The 15,099-nt window shown below is 60.2% G+C and carries 17 protein-coding genes; 10 read left to right on the forward strand and 7 right to left on the reverse strand.

The genetic code is table 11. The features are described from left to right. From gspG to RZ35_RS11990, 8 genes are all read left to right on the forward strand, one after another. Positions 1-444 carry a type II secretion system major pseudopilin GspG gene (gspG, locus tag RZ35_RS11955; protein ID WP_026739999.1) on the forward strand — a complete coding sequence of 148 codons (444 nt, stop codon included), beginning with the start codon at positions 1-3 and terminating at the stop codon, positions 442-444. After that, entirely contained in the window at positions 444-959 is a 516-nt protein-coding gene (gspH, locus tag RZ35_RS11960) for a type II secretion system minor pseudopilin GspH (protein WP_026743520.1), read from the forward strand. The genes gspG and gspH overlap by 1 nt, the downstream gene beginning before the upstream one ends. Continuing rightward, a complete protein-coding gene (gene gspI, locus RZ35_RS11965; protein WP_026743521.1) occupies positions 956-1,342 on the forward strand; it encodes a type II secretion system minor pseudopilin GspI in 387 nt (128 codons plus the stop codon). The genes gspH and gspI overlap by 4 nt, the downstream gene beginning before the upstream one ends. Next, positions 1,332-2,042, forward strand: coding sequence for a type II secretion system minor pseudopilin GspJ (gene gspJ / locus RZ35_RS11970; protein WP_026743522.1), 711 nt, complete (start codon positions 1,332-1,334; stop codon positions 2,040-2,042). The genes gspI and gspJ overlap by 11 nt, the downstream gene beginning before the upstream one ends. 14 nt (positions 2,043-2,056) lie before the next feature. Further along, a complete protein-coding gene (gene gspK, locus RZ35_RS11975; protein ID WP_036153329.1) occupies positions 2,057-3,037 on the forward strand; it encodes a type II secretion system minor pseudopilin GspK in 981 nt (326 codons plus the stop codon). An 8-nt stretch (positions 3,038-3,045) separates the two neighbouring features. Further along, the gene (gspL, locus tag RZ35_RS11980) at positions 3,046-4,236 is read left to right on the forward strand and encodes a type II secretion system protein GspL (RefSeq protein WP_455709713.1); all 1,191 of its coding nucleotides are present in this window, start codon (positions 3,046-3,048) and stop codon (positions 4,234-4,236) included. Continuing rightward, on the forward strand, positions 4,233-4,727 hold the full coding sequence (gene gspM / locus RZ35_RS11985) for a type II secretion system protein GspM (protein WP_051625566.1): 495 nt from the start codon (positions 4,233-4,235) through the stop codon (positions 4,725-4,727). The genes gspL and gspM overlap by 4 nt, the downstream gene beginning before the upstream one ends. A gap of 36 nt (positions 4,728-4,763) precedes the next feature. Next, positions 4,764-5,603, forward strand: coding sequence for a prepilin peptidase (locus RZ35_RS11990; protein ID WP_026743526.1), 840 nt, complete (start codon positions 4,764-4,766; stop codon positions 5,601-5,603). A gap of 128 nt (positions 5,604-5,731) precedes the next feature. Here RZ35_RS11990 and ypdK read toward each other — a convergent pair whose 3' ends face one another. Continuing rightward, on the reverse strand, positions 5,732-5,806 hold the full coding sequence (gene ypdK, locus RZ35_RS18610) for a membrane protein YpdK (protein ID WP_099049273.1): 75 nt from the start codon (positions 5,804-5,806) through the stop codon (positions 5,732-5,734). Positions 5,807-6,133: 327 nt separating this feature from the next. On the opposite strand from ypdK, the gene RZ35_RS11995 reads away from it, so the two are divergent. Further along, on the forward strand, positions 6,134-6,622 hold the full coding sequence (locus tag RZ35_RS11995; RefSeq protein WP_026743527.1) for a YbaK/prolyl-tRNA synthetase associated domain-containing protein: 489 nt from the start codon (positions 6,134-6,136) through the stop codon (positions 6,620-6,622). A gap of 274 nt (positions 6,623-6,896) precedes the next feature. Beyond that, positions 6,897-7,472: an RBBP9/YdeN family alpha/beta hydrolase gene (locus RZ35_RS12000; RefSeq protein ID WP_026743528.1), complete on the forward strand. Its 576-nt coding sequence runs from the start codon at positions 6,897-6,899 to the stop codon at positions 7,470-7,472. Between the two features lies 1 nt (position 7,473). Here RZ35_RS12000 and RZ35_RS12005 read toward each other — a convergent pair whose 3' ends face one another. The 6 genes from RZ35_RS12005 to RZ35_RS12030 all read right to left on the reverse strand — a co-directional run bounded on the left by RZ35_RS12005 (position 7,474) and on the right by RZ35_RS12030 (position 14,897). Beyond that, on the reverse strand, positions 7,474-7,890 hold the full coding sequence (locus RZ35_RS12005) for a hotdog fold thioesterase (RefSeq protein ID WP_026743529.1): 417 nt from the start codon (positions 7,888-7,890) through the stop codon (positions 7,474-7,476). A gap of 71 nt (positions 7,891-7,961) precedes the next feature. Next, positions 7,962-8,720 (reverse strand): 2,3-dihydro-2,3-dihydroxybenzoate dehydrogenase, encoded by a 759-nt coding sequence (gene dhbA, locus RZ35_RS12010; RefSeq protein ID WP_026743530.1) that lies wholly within the window; start codon positions 8,718-8,720, stop codon positions 7,962-7,964. Then, on the reverse strand, positions 8,717-9,595 hold the full coding sequence (locus tag RZ35_RS12015; protein WP_026743531.1) for an isochorismatase: 879 nt from the start codon (positions 9,593-9,595) through the stop codon (positions 8,717-8,719). Before RZ35_RS12015 ends, dhbA begins: the two co-directional genes overlap by 4 nt. Beyond that, entirely contained in the window at positions 9,595-11,223 is a 1,629-nt protein-coding gene (locus tag RZ35_RS12020; RefSeq protein ID WP_026743532.1) for a (2,3-dihydroxybenzoyl)adenylate synthase, read from the reverse strand. The genes RZ35_RS12015 and RZ35_RS12020 overlap by 1 nt, the downstream gene beginning before the upstream one ends. Then, positions 11,220-12,404, reverse strand: coding sequence for an isochorismate synthase (locus tag RZ35_RS12025; RefSeq protein WP_026743533.1), 1,185 nt, complete (start codon positions 12,402-12,404; stop codon positions 11,220-11,222). The genes RZ35_RS12020 and RZ35_RS12025 overlap by 4 nt, the downstream gene beginning before the upstream one ends. Positions 12,405-12,680: 276 nt before the next feature. Then, complete coding sequence (locus tag RZ35_RS12030; protein ID WP_026743534.1) at positions 12,681-14,897, reverse strand: TonB-dependent siderophore receptor; 2,217 nt, start codon at positions 14,895-14,897, stop codon at positions 12,681-12,683. Positions 14,898-15,099: the final 202 nt, after the last annotated feature.

The raw sequence follows: 15,099 nt of genomic DNA on the forward strand, positions 1-15,099 counted from the left end.
ATGGAACAACGTCAGCGAGGATTCACCCTGTTAGAAATCATGGTGGTGATCGTTATTCTCGGCGTACTGGCCAGCCTGGTAGTGCCGAATCTGATGGGCAATAAAGAAAAGGCCGACCGGCAGAAAGCCGTCAGCGATATCGTGGCGCTGGAGAGCGCGCTGGATATGTACAAGCTGGACAACAGCCGCTATCCCACGACGGAGCAAGGCCTGTCTGCGCTGGTGAAAAAACCGAGCACGCAGCCCGAACCACGCAATTACGCGCAGGATGGCTATATTCGCCGTCTGCCGCAAGACCCGTGGGGCGCCGACTATCAGTTGCTGAGTCCCGGCAATCATGGCCGTATCGACGTGTTCTCCTACGGCCCGGATGGCATGCCGGACAGTGAAGACGACATCGGCAACTGGAATATCGGCAATGGGGCGCACAGCGCGAATCCGTGATGCGTCAGCGCGGGTTCACCCTGCTGGAAATGATGCTGGTGGTGTTGCTGGCCGGCGTCTCGGCCACGTTGGTGATGATGGCGTTTCCACAGCAAAAGCCGCGGGATGCGCAGTGGCAGATGGCGCGCTTTCGGGCGCAGCTGGAGCGCGCGGTGGCCGACAGTCAACAGAATGATCGCGTACTGGGATTCTATCTCGCGCCGCGCGGCTGGCAGCTCGCGGTGCTGGAGCCTGCTAACGCGTCTGCGCCGGAGGCCTACCAGTGGCAGCCAAGTTCTTCGCTCATCACGCTGCCCGCTGACATCCGACTGNCCTTCACCGCGCAGTGGAAGGATGGCGAGGTGGATCAGGGGGTGACCTCAAAACAGGCGTCGCCGACCGTTCTGATCCTGCCGGGCGGCGAGATCACCCCTTTCCGCCTCGAATTTCAGCCAGGTGAGGGGGACGGCGCCTGGCTGGAAGTCGACGGCAACGGGGCGATCCACAGTTCTTCCCCGGAGGGTGACGCGCGATGAAGCAACGGGGCATGACGCTGTTGGAAGTGCTGGTGGCACTGGTGGTGTTCGCACTGGCGGGACTGGCCATATTGAAGACCACCGCGCAGCAAGCCAGTACGCTGGGGCGACTGGAAGAGAAANCCTTTGCCGTATGGATCGCCGAAAATCAGATGGGCGCGCTACGGCTGGAAAAACAGTGGCCGTCGACCACCTGGACCGACGGCAGCATGATATTCGCGGGTTCGACGTGGTACTGGCGCTATCGGGGCATTGATACCGGTGACGACAGCCTACGCGCGGTGGAGGTCGAAGTGCGCCACGGCAGTCATGACGCCGCGCCGGCGGCAATATTACGCAGCGATTTACCGCAGCCGGTAGAGGATGACGGTGATGAGAATTAACGCCTCGCGGGGGTTCACGTTGCTGGAGATGATGCTGGCGCTGGTGGTATTCGCCGCGCTAAGCCTCAGCGTCTCATCGGTCCTGAATGGAGTGATGCGTCAGGACGAGCTGTCTACGCGTAAAAGCGTGCGACTCGAAGAGTTACAGCACGCCTTGACACTGATGGAACGCGATTTTACCCAAATAACGCCGCGGCGCAGTGAAACCGCCGAGCCGGGATTATTCGCCCAGCGCAATGGCATCGAAAGCGAAGATGGCGCCGCCAGTTTCATACGCAACGGCTGGTTGAATCCGCTGGGCATTCTGCCTCGTTCCGAGCTACAGCGAGTGGGATATCGCCTGCGTCATGGCACGCTGGAACGCTTGTTTTTCGACTCCCCGCAGCCCTTGCCCAGACAGGAAATGGCGATCCGCCCGCTGCTGACTCAGGTCGACGGCTTCACGCTGAGCTTCTTCTCTGAAGGCGGCTGGCAGGATCGCTGGGACGATCCTGATCGGTTGCCGCAAGGGGTTTCGGTGACGGTCAATCTGCATGATTACGGCGAGATCACGCGTCTGTTTCTCCTGCCAAAGCAGGAGGATCCGGAGGCGAAAGAGAATGACGGAGAGCTGGAAGAGGCCGGCAGCGATCAGTCAGACGATACGGATGCAGATACGACTTCGTCGTCCGGCGACGGCGCATCGGAGGACAGCCAGTGAAACGACAACGGGGAATGGCACTGTTGGTCGTGCTGCTGATGCTGGCGCTGATGGTCATTGTTGCGACGTCGGTCGCGGAGCATACCGGCACGGCTTATCAGCGCACTGATAGCCTGTTGACCCGAACGCAGGCTCAATGGTACGCGCTGGGCGCAGAGGCGCTGATGGGCAGCGTCCTGCAGCGTAACGGGCAAGATTCGCCGAAAATCACTTTCATCGGACAGCCGTGGTCGCGTGTCGACAGGCAGAGGCTGGACGACGGACGGGAAATGGTTGGGCAGATTCACGACGGGTCGACCTGTTTAAATTTGAATGCCCTGCAACCGCGTCCTAAAAACGTCAGAACGTCAGGAACGATCTCGACGGCGAAGGCGTCCGATAAAACGCCTTATGCCGCGCAGGTTTTCAAGCAACTGATGGTGGTGCTGGGCGAGAAGGGCGAGCGGGCGGATACGGTCACCGCCGCCGTGCGGGACTGGCTGGACGAAGACGGCGAGCCGCGGGCCGGCGGGGCCGAAGAGGACGCTTACCCGCGCTATTTACCGGCGAATCAGCCGATGGCGGATGTATCCGAACTGCGGGCGATCAACGGAGTGGATGCGGACCTCTATCGACGGTTGCTGCCCTATGTGTGCGTGCTGCCGGTAGATAAACTCATCATCAACATCAATACGTTGACGCCACAACAGGCGCCGCTGCTGTCCGCGCTGCTGATGGGGAAACTCAGCCCGGAGGAGGCGGAGCGCGTACTGGCGCTGCGCCCTGCGAAAGGCTGGCAAAACGTTGATGCCTTTATGGGGCTGCCGCAGTTGCCGGAGTCCGGCAAAAGCAATATTCGTCAGGCGCTGGCGGTCAAAAGCGACTGGTTTTTCGGCGACGTCCGCATTCAGGGAGAAGAGGGCGCATTCCATCAGCGTAGTTTATTTCATCGCCATAAGCGGCGCATTGATGTCATACAACGGCAGTACGGGGGATACAGGACGATGAACCGATGAGTAATAGGATGCCGGCCGGCGAGATTCGGCACTTGACCTTGCGCCTGGGCGCAGAGGACGACCCGCAGGTTGAATGGCTGATCGCGACCTCTTCGCCTTTTTATGTCCTGACGCAGGGGATCGGGACGTTAGACCAATTGCGCGCCGAACTGGCGCGCTATCCGGTGAACTCCGCCCGGGTTTGGGCGCCCGCGACGGCGATGGCGTTTCACAGGGTAACGCTGCCGCGCCGCACACAGCGCCACTGGCGGCAGGCCATTCCGTTTATGCTGGAAGAGCAGCTGGCGTCAGATATCGAGCAGCTGCATTTCGCGGTCGTTGCCCGTCAGGGAGAGCGATTCACGGTGGCGGNGATGCAAAAAACGCTGATGGCGCGCTGGGTGGCGCAGTGCCAGTCCATCGGCGTTCGCATTGACGCCATTCTGCCGGACGTGCTGGCGTTGACGCTGGCGGAAGAGGGCTGGAGCGCGGTGCTTCATCGGCAGACATGGCTATTCAGAACGGCGATTGGCGCGGGCATGGCGGCGGAAGAGGCGTGGTGTCAAACGCTGCTGGACAGTCACGACACTCGGCCCGTGATTTATAGCTACAGCTCGCTCCCGGCGGGCGTGGAAAATTGGCGTGCGCTGCCGGAAGCGTCGCTGATGACGATGGCCGCGGATGCCCCCGCTATGCCGGGCGCTGACCTTCGCCAGGGCGACTTCGCCGTCGGCGAGCCGTGGCGCGAGGCCGTCGCACCCTGGCGCGGCGTGATTGCCGCCGCTGGCCTTTACCTGCTGGCGCTGACAGGCAGCAGCCTGTGGGATCACTATCAGCTTTATCGACAGGCCGCCTTCTGGCGGGAAGAAAGCGTCCGGGTTTACCGGGCGCTATTTCCTGACGACAAGGTGGTCGTTAATCCGCGCGCTCAGATGCAGCAGCACCTCCGGGCCGCAGGAAGCGGCAATCCGGCGGCGTCGCTGGCGGCGCACGTTGGGCGTTTGCAGCAGTTGGTGTCTCGCCATGACGGGCTGCAGTTGATCACGCTGGGGTACGATCGCCGTCGGGGCGAGCTGCGGCTGCAGCTACACGCGGCCTCGTTTGTCCAAATGGAGCAGTTTCGTCAGCAGGCGTCCGCCTACTACGACATCCCGCCGGGAGAAATGAAGCAAGAGCGGGATCACACGGAAGGTCAATTGGTGCTAAGGAGCAAGCTATGAACATGATGTTATTGCAGCAGCGCTGGCTGGGGATGCAGCCACGAGAGCGCCTCTTACTGGCGATAGCCGCCGGACTGTTGCTGGTGTGGTTGATTTACAGTCTGCTGTGGCAGCCCTGGCACCAGCAGGGGGTGCGTTGGCGTCAGGCCGCCGAGCGCGAACGACAGGCGGTGATGTGGATGCGCCAGCAGGAGTCCAGACTGCCGCCGCCTGGCGCGCAGCCTCGCGAAGTCGAAGGGCGCGAGATCAATCTGACGGAATTGATCCCCCAAAGCGCCGCCCACAGCGGCATTACCATCCAGCGCCTTCAGCCGCAGGATGAACGCATTATGCTGACGCTGTCCCCCTGCGATTTCGCCACCCTGATGCGTTGGCTGGCGGAGCTGGAACAGAAAAACGGCGTGGTGACACAAGAGCTTGAAGTGGCCGCGCAGACAGACCACACGGGCATTGTTGCCGTCAACAAGCTATCGATGGAGCGGTTGCCATAACGCTTTCATTCTCCCCTGAAAAAAGGAACAACGCTCATGGAGTTAGCTGCGTTTGCCGGCTCATTTCCGCTGATGTGGCAGGCGGCGCTGGTGCTGCTGGGGCTGATTGTCGGCAGTTTTTTGAATGTCGTGATCCATCGGCTGCCGAAGATGCTGGCGCGACGCTGGCGGCAAGAGGCCTGCCGAACGCTGGAGATGGATGAACCGGAACCAGGCGAGCGTTACGATCTCTGCTGGCCGCCGTCATCTTGTCCACGCTGTCGCCAGCCGTTGCGCCTCAGAGACAACATCCCGCTGCTGAGCTGGCTATGGCTGCGCGGACGTTCGCATTGTTGCAGGCGGCCGATTTCCAGGCGTTATCCGCTGACGGAGCTGATGAGCGGACTCCTGTTTCTACTGGCCGGGTTGCTGTGGCCGCCAGGAGAAGCGCTGTTGGGCGGTCTGGTGCTATTCAGCGTTCTGCTGACATTGGCGATGGTTGATATCCATACCCGTCTGCTGCCGGATGTGCTGACGCTCCCACTGTTATGGGCAGGACTGTTATTCAATGTTGACGGTACGTTCGTACCGCTGTCGCAGGCGGTTGTGGGCGCCATAGCGGGGTACCTGTCCTTGTGGCTAGTGTATTGGGCTTTTCGCTGGTTTTCCGGCAAAGAGGCGCTGGGTTACGGTGACTTTAAACTGTTGGCCGCGCTGGGGGCGTGGCTGGGATGGGCTAGCTTGCCGAATGTCGTGTTGATCGCGTCACTGGCCGGGCTGGCATTGACGCTGTTATGGCGGTTGGTTCGAGGCGATAGTCTTCAGGTTTCGTTGGCTTTCGGCCCGTGGTTGGCGCTGGCAGGCGCTATTGGGGTTGTCTTGAACGCAATAGGATAACGCATGGTACCGGCAGTCGCCCGGCGAGGCGCCTTATCAGGCTGAGGGTCGATCCGTCAGCCTGTCATTGGCACTAAAAAGGATAATTTTACCCGGTGGCGATAGTGTGGCCCGGTCATGGGGCCGAATTAGTTCACCAACAGCATAAAAGTTCCGATCCATAGAACCAGAATAAACGAAACCGCAATAAAGAAGTACTTCACTGATTATTCTCTCCAGCAACCACCGTGTCGCGATGATGATTGCATCGTTATGATGATTGTATCGCTATGATGCGCATGATTTGTCCATTATGCAGAGAAACGATCGCCCGATGAGTCAGGCTGAGGCGCTTTCTGGTCGGAGATGACGGCATGGATCTAAGGCCGTATTTTACCGGCGCCCAATCTACGCTGGGTATTGGGAGGAATTCAAGAGGTATGCTCGGCAGAATGCGGAAATCGAGTGCGATCGCACGGATCTTTGCCACTTCGCCATCTGCGCGATTATTCTGTGTGCGGGTTAACGAGATAACGGAGACAGAAAAATTGATGCAAACACCTTCTATTTTCTCACAATTATGCGCACGGCTCGATCGGGGGCAGGCGCGCTATCGGGTTGTCGAACATGCCAGCGCCGGACGCTCGGAAGAGGTCGCTGCCCAGCGCGGTACGGCGCTAGGGCAGGGCGCCAAAGCGCTGGTATGTCACGTCAAGGGCAATGGTTTACGCCAGCATGTTCTGGCGGTGCTGCCTGCCGATTGTCAGGCGGATTTGCAGCGGCTGGCTCAAGGGCTGGGAGGAACCCGCGCTTCGCTTGCCAGTCCGGCCGAAGNGGAGACACTAACGCGCTGCGTATTCGGCGCCATTCCTCCGTTCAGCTTCCATCCCGATCTGCTGTTGGTGGCCGATCCACACCTGTTTTCCCGTTTCGATGAGCTGGCTTTCAACGCCGGATCCCTGGAGCGATCGCTGATATTGAACACACAGGATTATCGGCGTATCGCCGAGCCGCGCGAGCTGGGATTTATCCGATTATAGCCCGTTGAGACGGGTAAAAAATCCCACACTCTATCCCCCATCAAAGCGTCTGAGGCCCGTTGACGGAGCGCAACTTTTGATGCGGATAACCCCGATACAAATGTAAATCACCGTGATAGGCTGTTGACTTGAGCTATATTGTTATCAATTTGTAAAATATGGAGCCTTCCGAGCACGCTGGGCAATTACAGCGTGTCAAGACCGGGGGCAGAGCCTGCCCTGAGCCGATGTCGCTCCATCCAGGCAGTCAACGAATAGGGAGAAAGAGAGTCCGATGCAGACGACAGAGTTGGACCTGCGGCTGGCCGAAATCGACCAACGCATAAAGATGGTGCTGGTGCCGGGATTGCGCGACAGCGGTGAAGAACACTGGCAGAGTTACTGGCATCAGCGTTTCCCGTTCTGGCGTCGCGTCAGCCAGAAAGAGTGGTTTCCGGCGGACCTCGATCGCTGGGCGCTGGCGATCCGTCGGGAGTTGGCGGAGTGCGAGCAACCGGCGCTGTTGATCGGCCATAGTTTTGGCGCGTTGGCCTCGTGCTACGTGGTGCAGGAAGCGATGAAAGGGATCGCGGGCGTCATGCTGGTCGCGCCGGCGGAGCCAATGCGTTTTGAGATAGAAGAGCGTATTCGCGCCGAGCGGCTGAATGTTCCCGCGCTGACTTTCGCCACTCACAACGATCCGCTGATGACCTATGAGCGCGCCAAGCACTGGTCGGAAGCCTGGGGCTGTGAGCTGGTCGATGTGGGCGAAGGCGGCCATATCAATGCGGAATCCGGTTTCGGAACCTGGGAATATGGCCTACAACGGCTGGCGGATTTCGCGGAAAGCCTCATCCCGAAGGAAGCCTGAATTACGCCCCCAACACCGTGGTGGTGAGTCGAACAATACAGCACAACTTATTCTGCGGCGTAAACACCTCGATTTGCCAGACCTGATTTTTTTGTCCGAGATGCAGCGGCCGGCATACGCCGCGCACCTCGCCTTGACTGACCGGGCGCAGGTGGCTCGCATTAATTTCCACGCCGACCACGCACGTCCCCGGCTCACTGCACAGATAGCCGGCCATCGATCCCAGCGACTCCGCCAACGCGNCCGAAGCGCCGCCATGCAGCAGCCCGAAGGGTTGACGCGTGCGATCGTCCACCGGCATCGTGGCTTCTAAAACGCGTTCGCCCAGGTGGGTAAACGTCATCCCCAGATGAGACAGCATGTTCCCTTCCGACATTTGATTAAGCTGCTCAAGCGTGACGCCTCGCTTCCAGATCATGAATTTTCTCTCCTCCTGTCGATGACGACCGCCGCCGCAGGGGCGACGATCCGCCTTAAGCCCTCGTGCTTCTAAGCGCCGAGCGTTGCGCCGCCGTCGATGACGACATCTTGCAGCGTGATATGGCCCGCTTTCGACGAGGCCATAAACACCACGGCGTCGGCGATGTCTTCAGGCTGGGCGATTTTACGCAGTGGGATCCCGAGTTTGTACTGTTCCGGAAAGCCCTCAATGGTGCGCTGCTCGGCATCGGGCGCGTGCCATAGACTGCGCTGCATCGGCGTATCGGTGGAACCGGGAGAAATCAGGTTGCAGCGCACGCCGTAGGGCGCCAGCTCAAGTCCGACCGTCAGGCACAGGCTGCGCAGCGCGGCTTTGGATGCGCAATATGCCGCCATACCGACGCGCGGCACGTGCGCGGCGTTGGAACCAATGGACACGATAGCTCCGGAGCGCTGGCGTTGGAACTGCGGCATCGTGGCCTGGAACAGGTTGAAGGCGCCGCCCGCGTTGACGCCGATGCAGTCCAGCCAGTCTTGCTGGCTGAGGGTTTCCGTCGCGCCCATGCGCAGGATACCTGCGCCATTAACCAACACGTCCAGCCGTGGCGTGCGCGCCAGCAGCTCGCCACAGTTGTCGGCGACGGCGGCCGCATCGCTGATGTCCAGTTTGCGCCGTAAAAATGGGGCATCGGACTCCTCGAATTCAACGTCAAAGCCGGTGACGTCGGCGCCCGCCTGCGCGAAACGGCAGGCGACGACATAGCCGATGCCGCGCCCGGCGCCGGTCACCCAGACTTGCTTGCCGCGGAATTCCGACTCCAGACTCATGCTTCCTCCTGCTGCGGNTCGGTCAACAGGTGCAGCCAGTGCGCGATCGTGGGGTTTTTAACCAGCGCGACAAAGTCCAGATCGTGCCCGGACTGACGCCAGCGCGCGACCAGCGACATGATGCGCACGGAGTCCAAACCGTAATCCAGCAGGTTTTCATCGTCTTCCAAATCTTCGCTGCCTTCATCCAACAGGGGCAGCAGCTCCGCACGCAGCTGTTCCCGGCTATAGCCGGGGGCCGGCGCGATCTCCGCCAGAAGCTGATTGACGGTGGCGACGCGGCCACAGCGNCCGGCGGCGNAGCGCAATGCCATCATGTGCTCTTCCTGCGAAAAATCGGCCAGCGCATCGGCCGCCATGAACGGCTGGATATCGCGCATAAAGGCGTCGTTGGCGGTAGTCAGGCAGCCGATGTGGGCGTATACGCCGCAGATGATCAGCTGGTTGCGTCCGGCTTTCTTCATCTGCTGTTCCAGATCGGAACGCACAAACGCGCTATAACGCCATTTCACCAACACCGTATCGCCGGTTTCCGGCGTCAGCGCCGGGATGATTTTCTGCTGTTCGGGATGCTGATTGATGCCCGGTCCCCACATGTCGTTGAGCAGCGCGCGATCGCTGTCGCTCTGCTGCTGCGGTTGTGCCGTATAGAACACCGGGATGCCCTGCTGGCGGCAGATCTGTTTCAACCGCGCGATGTTCTGCACCACCCGTGCCGTCAAGGGGCTGTCTTCGCCCCAGAAATTTAGGAAATACTGCTGCATATCGTGGATCAGCAGCGCCGCCCGCTGAGGCTCCAGCGTCCAGCGCACTTTGTTGGCGGGCAGCTGCTCTGCGGNGGGAAGCGGGTAAGCGTTCAGTTTGGGGATACTCATCAATGATTCTCCTGCTGAGAAGGGGCGAAGCGTTCCTGCGCCATCTGTCGCAGACGTTTCTTATCGATTTTCCCGACCGGGGTTTCCGGCAGGGCGGACAGGGTTGCCACGCGGTCGGGCAACTTGTAATCGGCGATGCCTAGCTGACGCAGATGGCGACGCAGCTCGACGGGTTTGAGTGCCTGACGGGCGACGATGAAAGCGCAGCTTTTCTCGCCCATCAGCGCATCCGGCACGGAGACCAGCGCGGCATTGATGACATTCGGGTGACGCAGCAGCAGGTTCTCGATCTCCTCAGCGGCGATTTTTTCTCCACCGCGATTGATCAGGTCATTCTCCCGCCCAACCACCTGAAGATAGCCGTCGGCGTGCCGGATAATGCGGTCGCCGGAGCAGTAAAAACCCTCAGCGTCGAACGCCTGCCGATTCTGCTCGGGACTGCGGTAATAACCGCGAAATGTATAGGGGCCGCGCGTCATCAGTTTTCCCGCTTGTCCCGGCGGCAGCGGATTGCCGTCGGCGTCGGCCACCCACNCTTCGTCGTCAGGGCTGATTGGGCATCCCTGTGTGGCGTAGCGGTGCGCGTCATCGTCATCCAGTCGCGTGTAGTTCACCAGCCCTTCCGCCATGCCGAACACCTGCTGCAATGGGCAGCCCAACTCGACCGGGATGCGTCGCGCCAGCGACTCGCTCAGGCGCGCGCCGCCCACCTGTAGCAGTTGCAGACTGTTAAGCGCGGCGCGTTCCCCGGCCGAGGCGGCCNCCTCAAGCCACAGGATGACCGCCGGCGGCACCAGCGCGGCGACGGTGGCCTGATGTTGATGGATGAGCGGAAAGCAGGCGCTGGCGCTGGGGTCGGGCGCGAGTATGACGCAGCCGCCCGCATAGAACGCGCCCAGCGCGCCCGGCGAACTGAGCGAGTAGTTATGCGCTGCGGGCAGCGCGCACAGGTAACGGGTGGCGGCGGTGAAGCCGCAAATGTCCACACTGGCGCGTACGCTGTAGTAATAGTCGTTGTGGGTTCGCGGGATCAGTTTCGGCGTGCCGGTACTGCCGCCCGATAGCTGGAAAAATGCGACCTGATCCGGCGGCGTAGGGGTCGATGCGGGAATGTCGATGTCGTTGTTGATAAGCGCGGATAAACCGTTGTCGTCGTCATCGCCCAGCAAGACGACCTGCGTAATTGATGGGCAGCGCTCACGCAACTGGCCGACGAAACGGTTGTCTGCGAACAGCGGGTGACGTCGATCCGCGATGAGCAGCGTCGGCTCAATCTGGTCGGCGTAAGAGTTAAGTTCGCTGCGTTGATGGCTGGGCAGCGCATGAACGGGGACGATCCCGGCGCGCAGCAGCGCGAAATAGACGATATAAAACTCGGCGATGTTTCCCAACTGCACCAGCGCGGTATTGCCGCAGTGCAGGCCGCGTTGGCGCAAGGCGGCCGAGAGCTGCGATGCCAGTCGATCCATCTGTCGATAGCTGAATCGCCGCGCGCCGCAGATTACGGCGACGGCGTCGCTGTCCTTATGCCGCGCCAGAATGTCGTCCAGCGGCGCATCGGTCCAGTAACCGCGCGCCCGGTAGCGTTGCTCCAGCTCGGGCGGCCAGCGGTTGAATTCAATGTTCATGCGGCATACTCCCTGTCTTGCTGTAACCCGAACGCGCGCAACATAGTGCTGAGTTTGACGCCTGTCTCCTGCCATTCGGAGAGCGGCTGGGAGTCCGGCACGATCCCCGCGCCAGCGAACAATCGCACCCGGTTGTCTTGCACCTCGCCGCAGCGAATGGTCACCGCCCACTCGCCATTGCCCTGCGCGTCGCACCAGCCGACGATTCCGCCGAATCGCTGGCGATCGAACGGCTCCAACTCGCCGATCAAGTCTAGTGCCGACGTGTAGGGCGTGCCGCACAGCGCGGGCGTGGGATGCAGCAGGCAGGCCATCGACAGCGCGTTTTCCCGCGGGTCGATGACTTCGGCCCGAAGATGGGTGGCCAGATGCCAGAGTACCGGTGNGCTGATGAGCGTCGGCTCTTGCGGCAGCGATAACGAGCGGGAGCGTGGCAGCAGCGTGCGCTGCATCTCCTCTATGACCAACTGATGTTCATAGCGATCTTTGACGGAACTTTGCAACGCCTGCTGCAGTCGATGATCCTCGCCCGCGTCGTTGCTGCGGCGGCTGGAGCCAGCCAGCGGCTGAGAGGCGATCGTCGTGCCCTGTTTGCGTAGCAGCAGTTCAGGACTGGCGCCGACCAGACAGCCTTGCGCCAGCGGCAGGTGGAAGTTGTAGCTCCACGGATTCTGCTGGTTAAGCTGCAACAACAGCGAGAGAGTATCCAGCGGCTGCTCGGTTTCGATGTCCAGCAGGCGCGAAAGTACGATCTTGTTCAGTTCGCCGCGTTTTGTGGCGTCGATACCGGCGCTGACCATCCGCATAAACGTCTCTTGTTCCGGGATTTGTCGCTGACGGAGAATGCGGGGATAGGCCGCCGCCGGGCGTTCCGCTAGCGCATCACGCTTAATCCAGCGATACGACGTGGGAATTTGCAGGTTAACCGGCTGACGTTTATCGAAAGGGATCGCGCCAACCAGCAGCGGATTGTCGAGACCGTCGCGCTGCGCCTGTTCGAACAACTGACGCATCTGGCGCTGGAATGCGCCGTTCAGGTCGTCGCCGTCCTCGGCTGGGTGGGTTAACGTAGCGTAACAGCCGCGGGCATGCAGGCTGGCGGTTGGCGACAGGAATAGCATGTCGTCTCGGCGTAGGTCGCTGATATCCGACGCGGAAGACTTGGCAGATAGCGTAGACACAGTCCGTTCCTTATAGTTGATTCAAAAAAACGAAATAACGCGCCAGGCTTATTTCGTCGAAATTTTGCTGTGGTAATCACAGGTCCCTTCATCGGAATCCTACCGTCGGGCTGCTTTTATTCGCCGTTTCGAATGAACGGCGTGTGCTGATGCCGTCAACACGGGCTGCGCGAATAAAGCCCCTTATGGCGAATTCTCAAGGCAATAAATAAAAATGGGCGGACGCGAAATGCCGTCCGCCGGAGTGCTAGCGGCGATGATACATAGCCATCGCGTTTACCAGCTGTAACTCACCGTGGCGACGATGCTGCGTCCGGAGCCGTAGAAGCAGGCGGACGTATTGCTGCACGACGCGACGTAGTGTTTGTCAGCCACATTGTTGACGTTGAGCTGAACGGCCGCGCCTTTCAGGCTGGCGGCGGCTTCACCCAATTCGTAACGCGCCATCGCATCGAACAGGGTGTAGTGAGGCACTTTGAAGCTTTCGGCGTTATCGCCGTAGCTGGTGCCGACGTACCGTACGCCGGTGCCCAGCGTCAGGCCTTTCAGCGCGCTATCCAGGAATCGATAGGTTCCCCACGCGGATGCGGTGTGACGCGGAATCGACGCCGGCGCCTTGCCCACTTGGTTGGCGGTATTGCTCTCGCGGGTTTCCGCATCGGTGAAGGTGTAGGCGCCCATCAGGCTGATTTCCGGGGTCAGCTGGGTATGCGCTTCCGCTTCCACCCCCTTCGATTTCACCTTGCCGATCTGCTCGTTGTACCCGGTGATGCTGTTGTAGGAGGTGATGTTCTTCTGGGTGATGTCGAACAGCGACAGCGTCAGCAGCGTATCGCTGCCCGGGGCCTGATATTTCACCCCGACTTCGGACTGCTCGCCTGTCGTGGGCTTGAACGGGTCGCTGCCCGGCGCACCGCTGCTCAGGTTAGGTTCGAAAGAGGTGCTGTAGCTGATGTACGGGGAAATGCCGTTGTCGAAGGCGTACAACAGCGCCGCGCGGCCGGTGAACTTGTTGTCGTTCTGCTGAGTGGTGGTGGACCCGGTCCGGTCAGTGGTGCGCACTTCGCTCCAGTCATTACGCCCTGACAGCAGCAGGTTCCAACGCTCCCACTCCAACTGGTCTTGCAGATAGATCCCCACCTGGTCGAGCTTTTTCACCGTACTGGTCATCAGNCTCAGTTCATTGTCGCTGACCAGCCAAGAGCCGCCATAGACCGGGTTGGCCCAGTCGAAGTCGTACTGATCGCCGCCGTTGCGCCAGTAGTTGTAATCCTGCTTCTGCCACTTGTAATCCAGACCGCCGATCAGGGTGTGCGCGACGTCTCCGGTAGTGAACTTGGCTTTCAGCTGGTTATCCAGCCCCAGCTCGTCGGTATTGGTGTACTCCTTCTGCTGGCGGCGGGAGATCGTAGTGTCCGTCGCCGTCCCCCCAACGGTGTACACCAGATACTTGTATTTCTCCTTCAGCTTGGAATAGCGGAAGTTCTGCTGGAACGAAATCGTGTCGTTAAACGAGTGGTCGAAGATATAGCCAAGAGAACCCAGCTCGCGTTTCGACTCGTGGTAGTGAGGGTCGCTGACGTTCAGGTCATAGGGGATATAGCCGGATACCGTCTCAAATGCCGTACCGTAGGCGGGCAGAAAGTTGCGGAAGCCCGCCTCCGGGTCGTTTTGGTACGCCGTCAGCAGCGTAAAGCTGGTATCGGGATTCGGCAGCCAGGTCAGGGCGGGCGCGATGGCGACCCGTTCCTGTTTGGAGTCTTTAACGAATTCGTGCTGGGTGCTGCCGATGCCGTTCAGGCGATAGAGCACCGTCTTGTCATCGTTCAGCGCGCCGCCGAAGTCGAACGCCGCTTCGCCTAGATGCTGGTTGCCCGCGCTGAACTGAATTTTGCGGATCTCTTCGGCCGTCGGGCGTTTGCTGGTCATGCTGATCAGTCCGCCGGGATTAACCTGTCCATAGAGCACCGATGCCGGGCCGTGCACCAGCTCAACGCGCTCCAGCAGCCACGGATCGAATTTCCCCAGCGAGGAACCCTGACCGCTCAGGCCGAAGCTCAGGCCATCCAGGAATTTCGGCGCATACCGGAACCCGCGGGAAATCACTTCGTCATTGCGGTTGGAAGAACCACGGNAGTTGGTGACGACGCCACTGCTGTAATTCAGCGCGTCAGCCACGGAGCCGACGGCCTGCTGGTCCATCTGGTCGCGCGTTACGACGGAAATCGACTGCGGCGTTTTCACCAGCGGGGTTTCGGTCTTGGTGCCCGACGCGCTGGCTTTGGCCACGATGCCTCGCAGCGGCGCAGTGACGCTCTCTCCCTGAGTGGCGGTGACCACGATTGTGTCATTGCCGTCGGCGGCGGAAGGCGTATCCGCCGCCTGCGCCAAGGCAGGGGTCAGGAGCGCAGAGGCCAATATCAGAGGCGCTCTGCGGCCATTAGTATAAAAAGCAATAAGCTGTGTTAATGGTTTTATTTTGGTGGTGAACATGATTTATCCCTTTGAAAACCTGTCGCAAAACATCAGAAAGAAGGATTTCGTAAGCATTGCGTCAACGAATCACCGAAGCGTCTAACAATCTTGTTGGTGAAAGGTTGATAAACCCCTTATTTTTAGTGGCTTTAGCTCACATTAATCCCTGGCTTAACGTAAGTTCGATTTACATGTTATTGCAAGTGTAAATGATTCTCAA

Source organism: Lonsdalea quercina subsp. quercina, from assembly GCF_000688655.1.
In the GTDB taxonomy this organism is placed as follows: Bacteria; Pseudomonadota; Gammaproteobacteria; order Enterobacterales; family Enterobacteriaceae; genus Lonsdalea; species Lonsdalea quercina.

What these genes read in the sequence shown, in the direction of transcription:
- gspG (WP_026739999.1), top strand. Translation starts at nt 1, where the DNA reads ATGGAACAACGTCAGCGAGGATTCACCCTGTTAGAAATCATGGTGGTG.
- gspJ (WP_026743522.1), top strand. Translation starts at nt 1,332, where the DNA reads ATGAGAATTAACGCCTCGCGGGGGTTCACGTTGCTGGAGATGATGCTG.
- gspK (WP_036153329.1), top strand. Translation starts at nt 2,057, where the DNA reads ATGGCACTGTTGGTCGTGCTGCTGATGCTGGCGCTGATGGTCATTGTT.
- gspM (WP_051625566.1), top strand. Translation starts at nt 4,233, where the DNA reads ATGAACATGATGTTATTGCAGCAGCGCTGGCTGGGGATGCAGCCACGA.
- RZ35_RS11990 (WP_026743526.1), top strand. Translation starts at nt 4,764, where the DNA reads ATGGAGTTAGCTGCGTTTGCCGGCTCATTTCCGCTGATGTGGCAGGCG.
- RZ35_RS12000 (WP_026743528.1), top strand. Translation starts at nt 6,897, where the DNA reads ATGCAGACGACAGAGTTGGACCTGCGGCTGGCCGAAATCGACCAACGC.
- dhbA (WP_026743530.1), bottom strand. Translation starts at nt 8,720, where the DNA reads ATGAGTCTGGAGTCGGAATTCCGCGGCAAGCAAGTCTGGGTGACCGGC.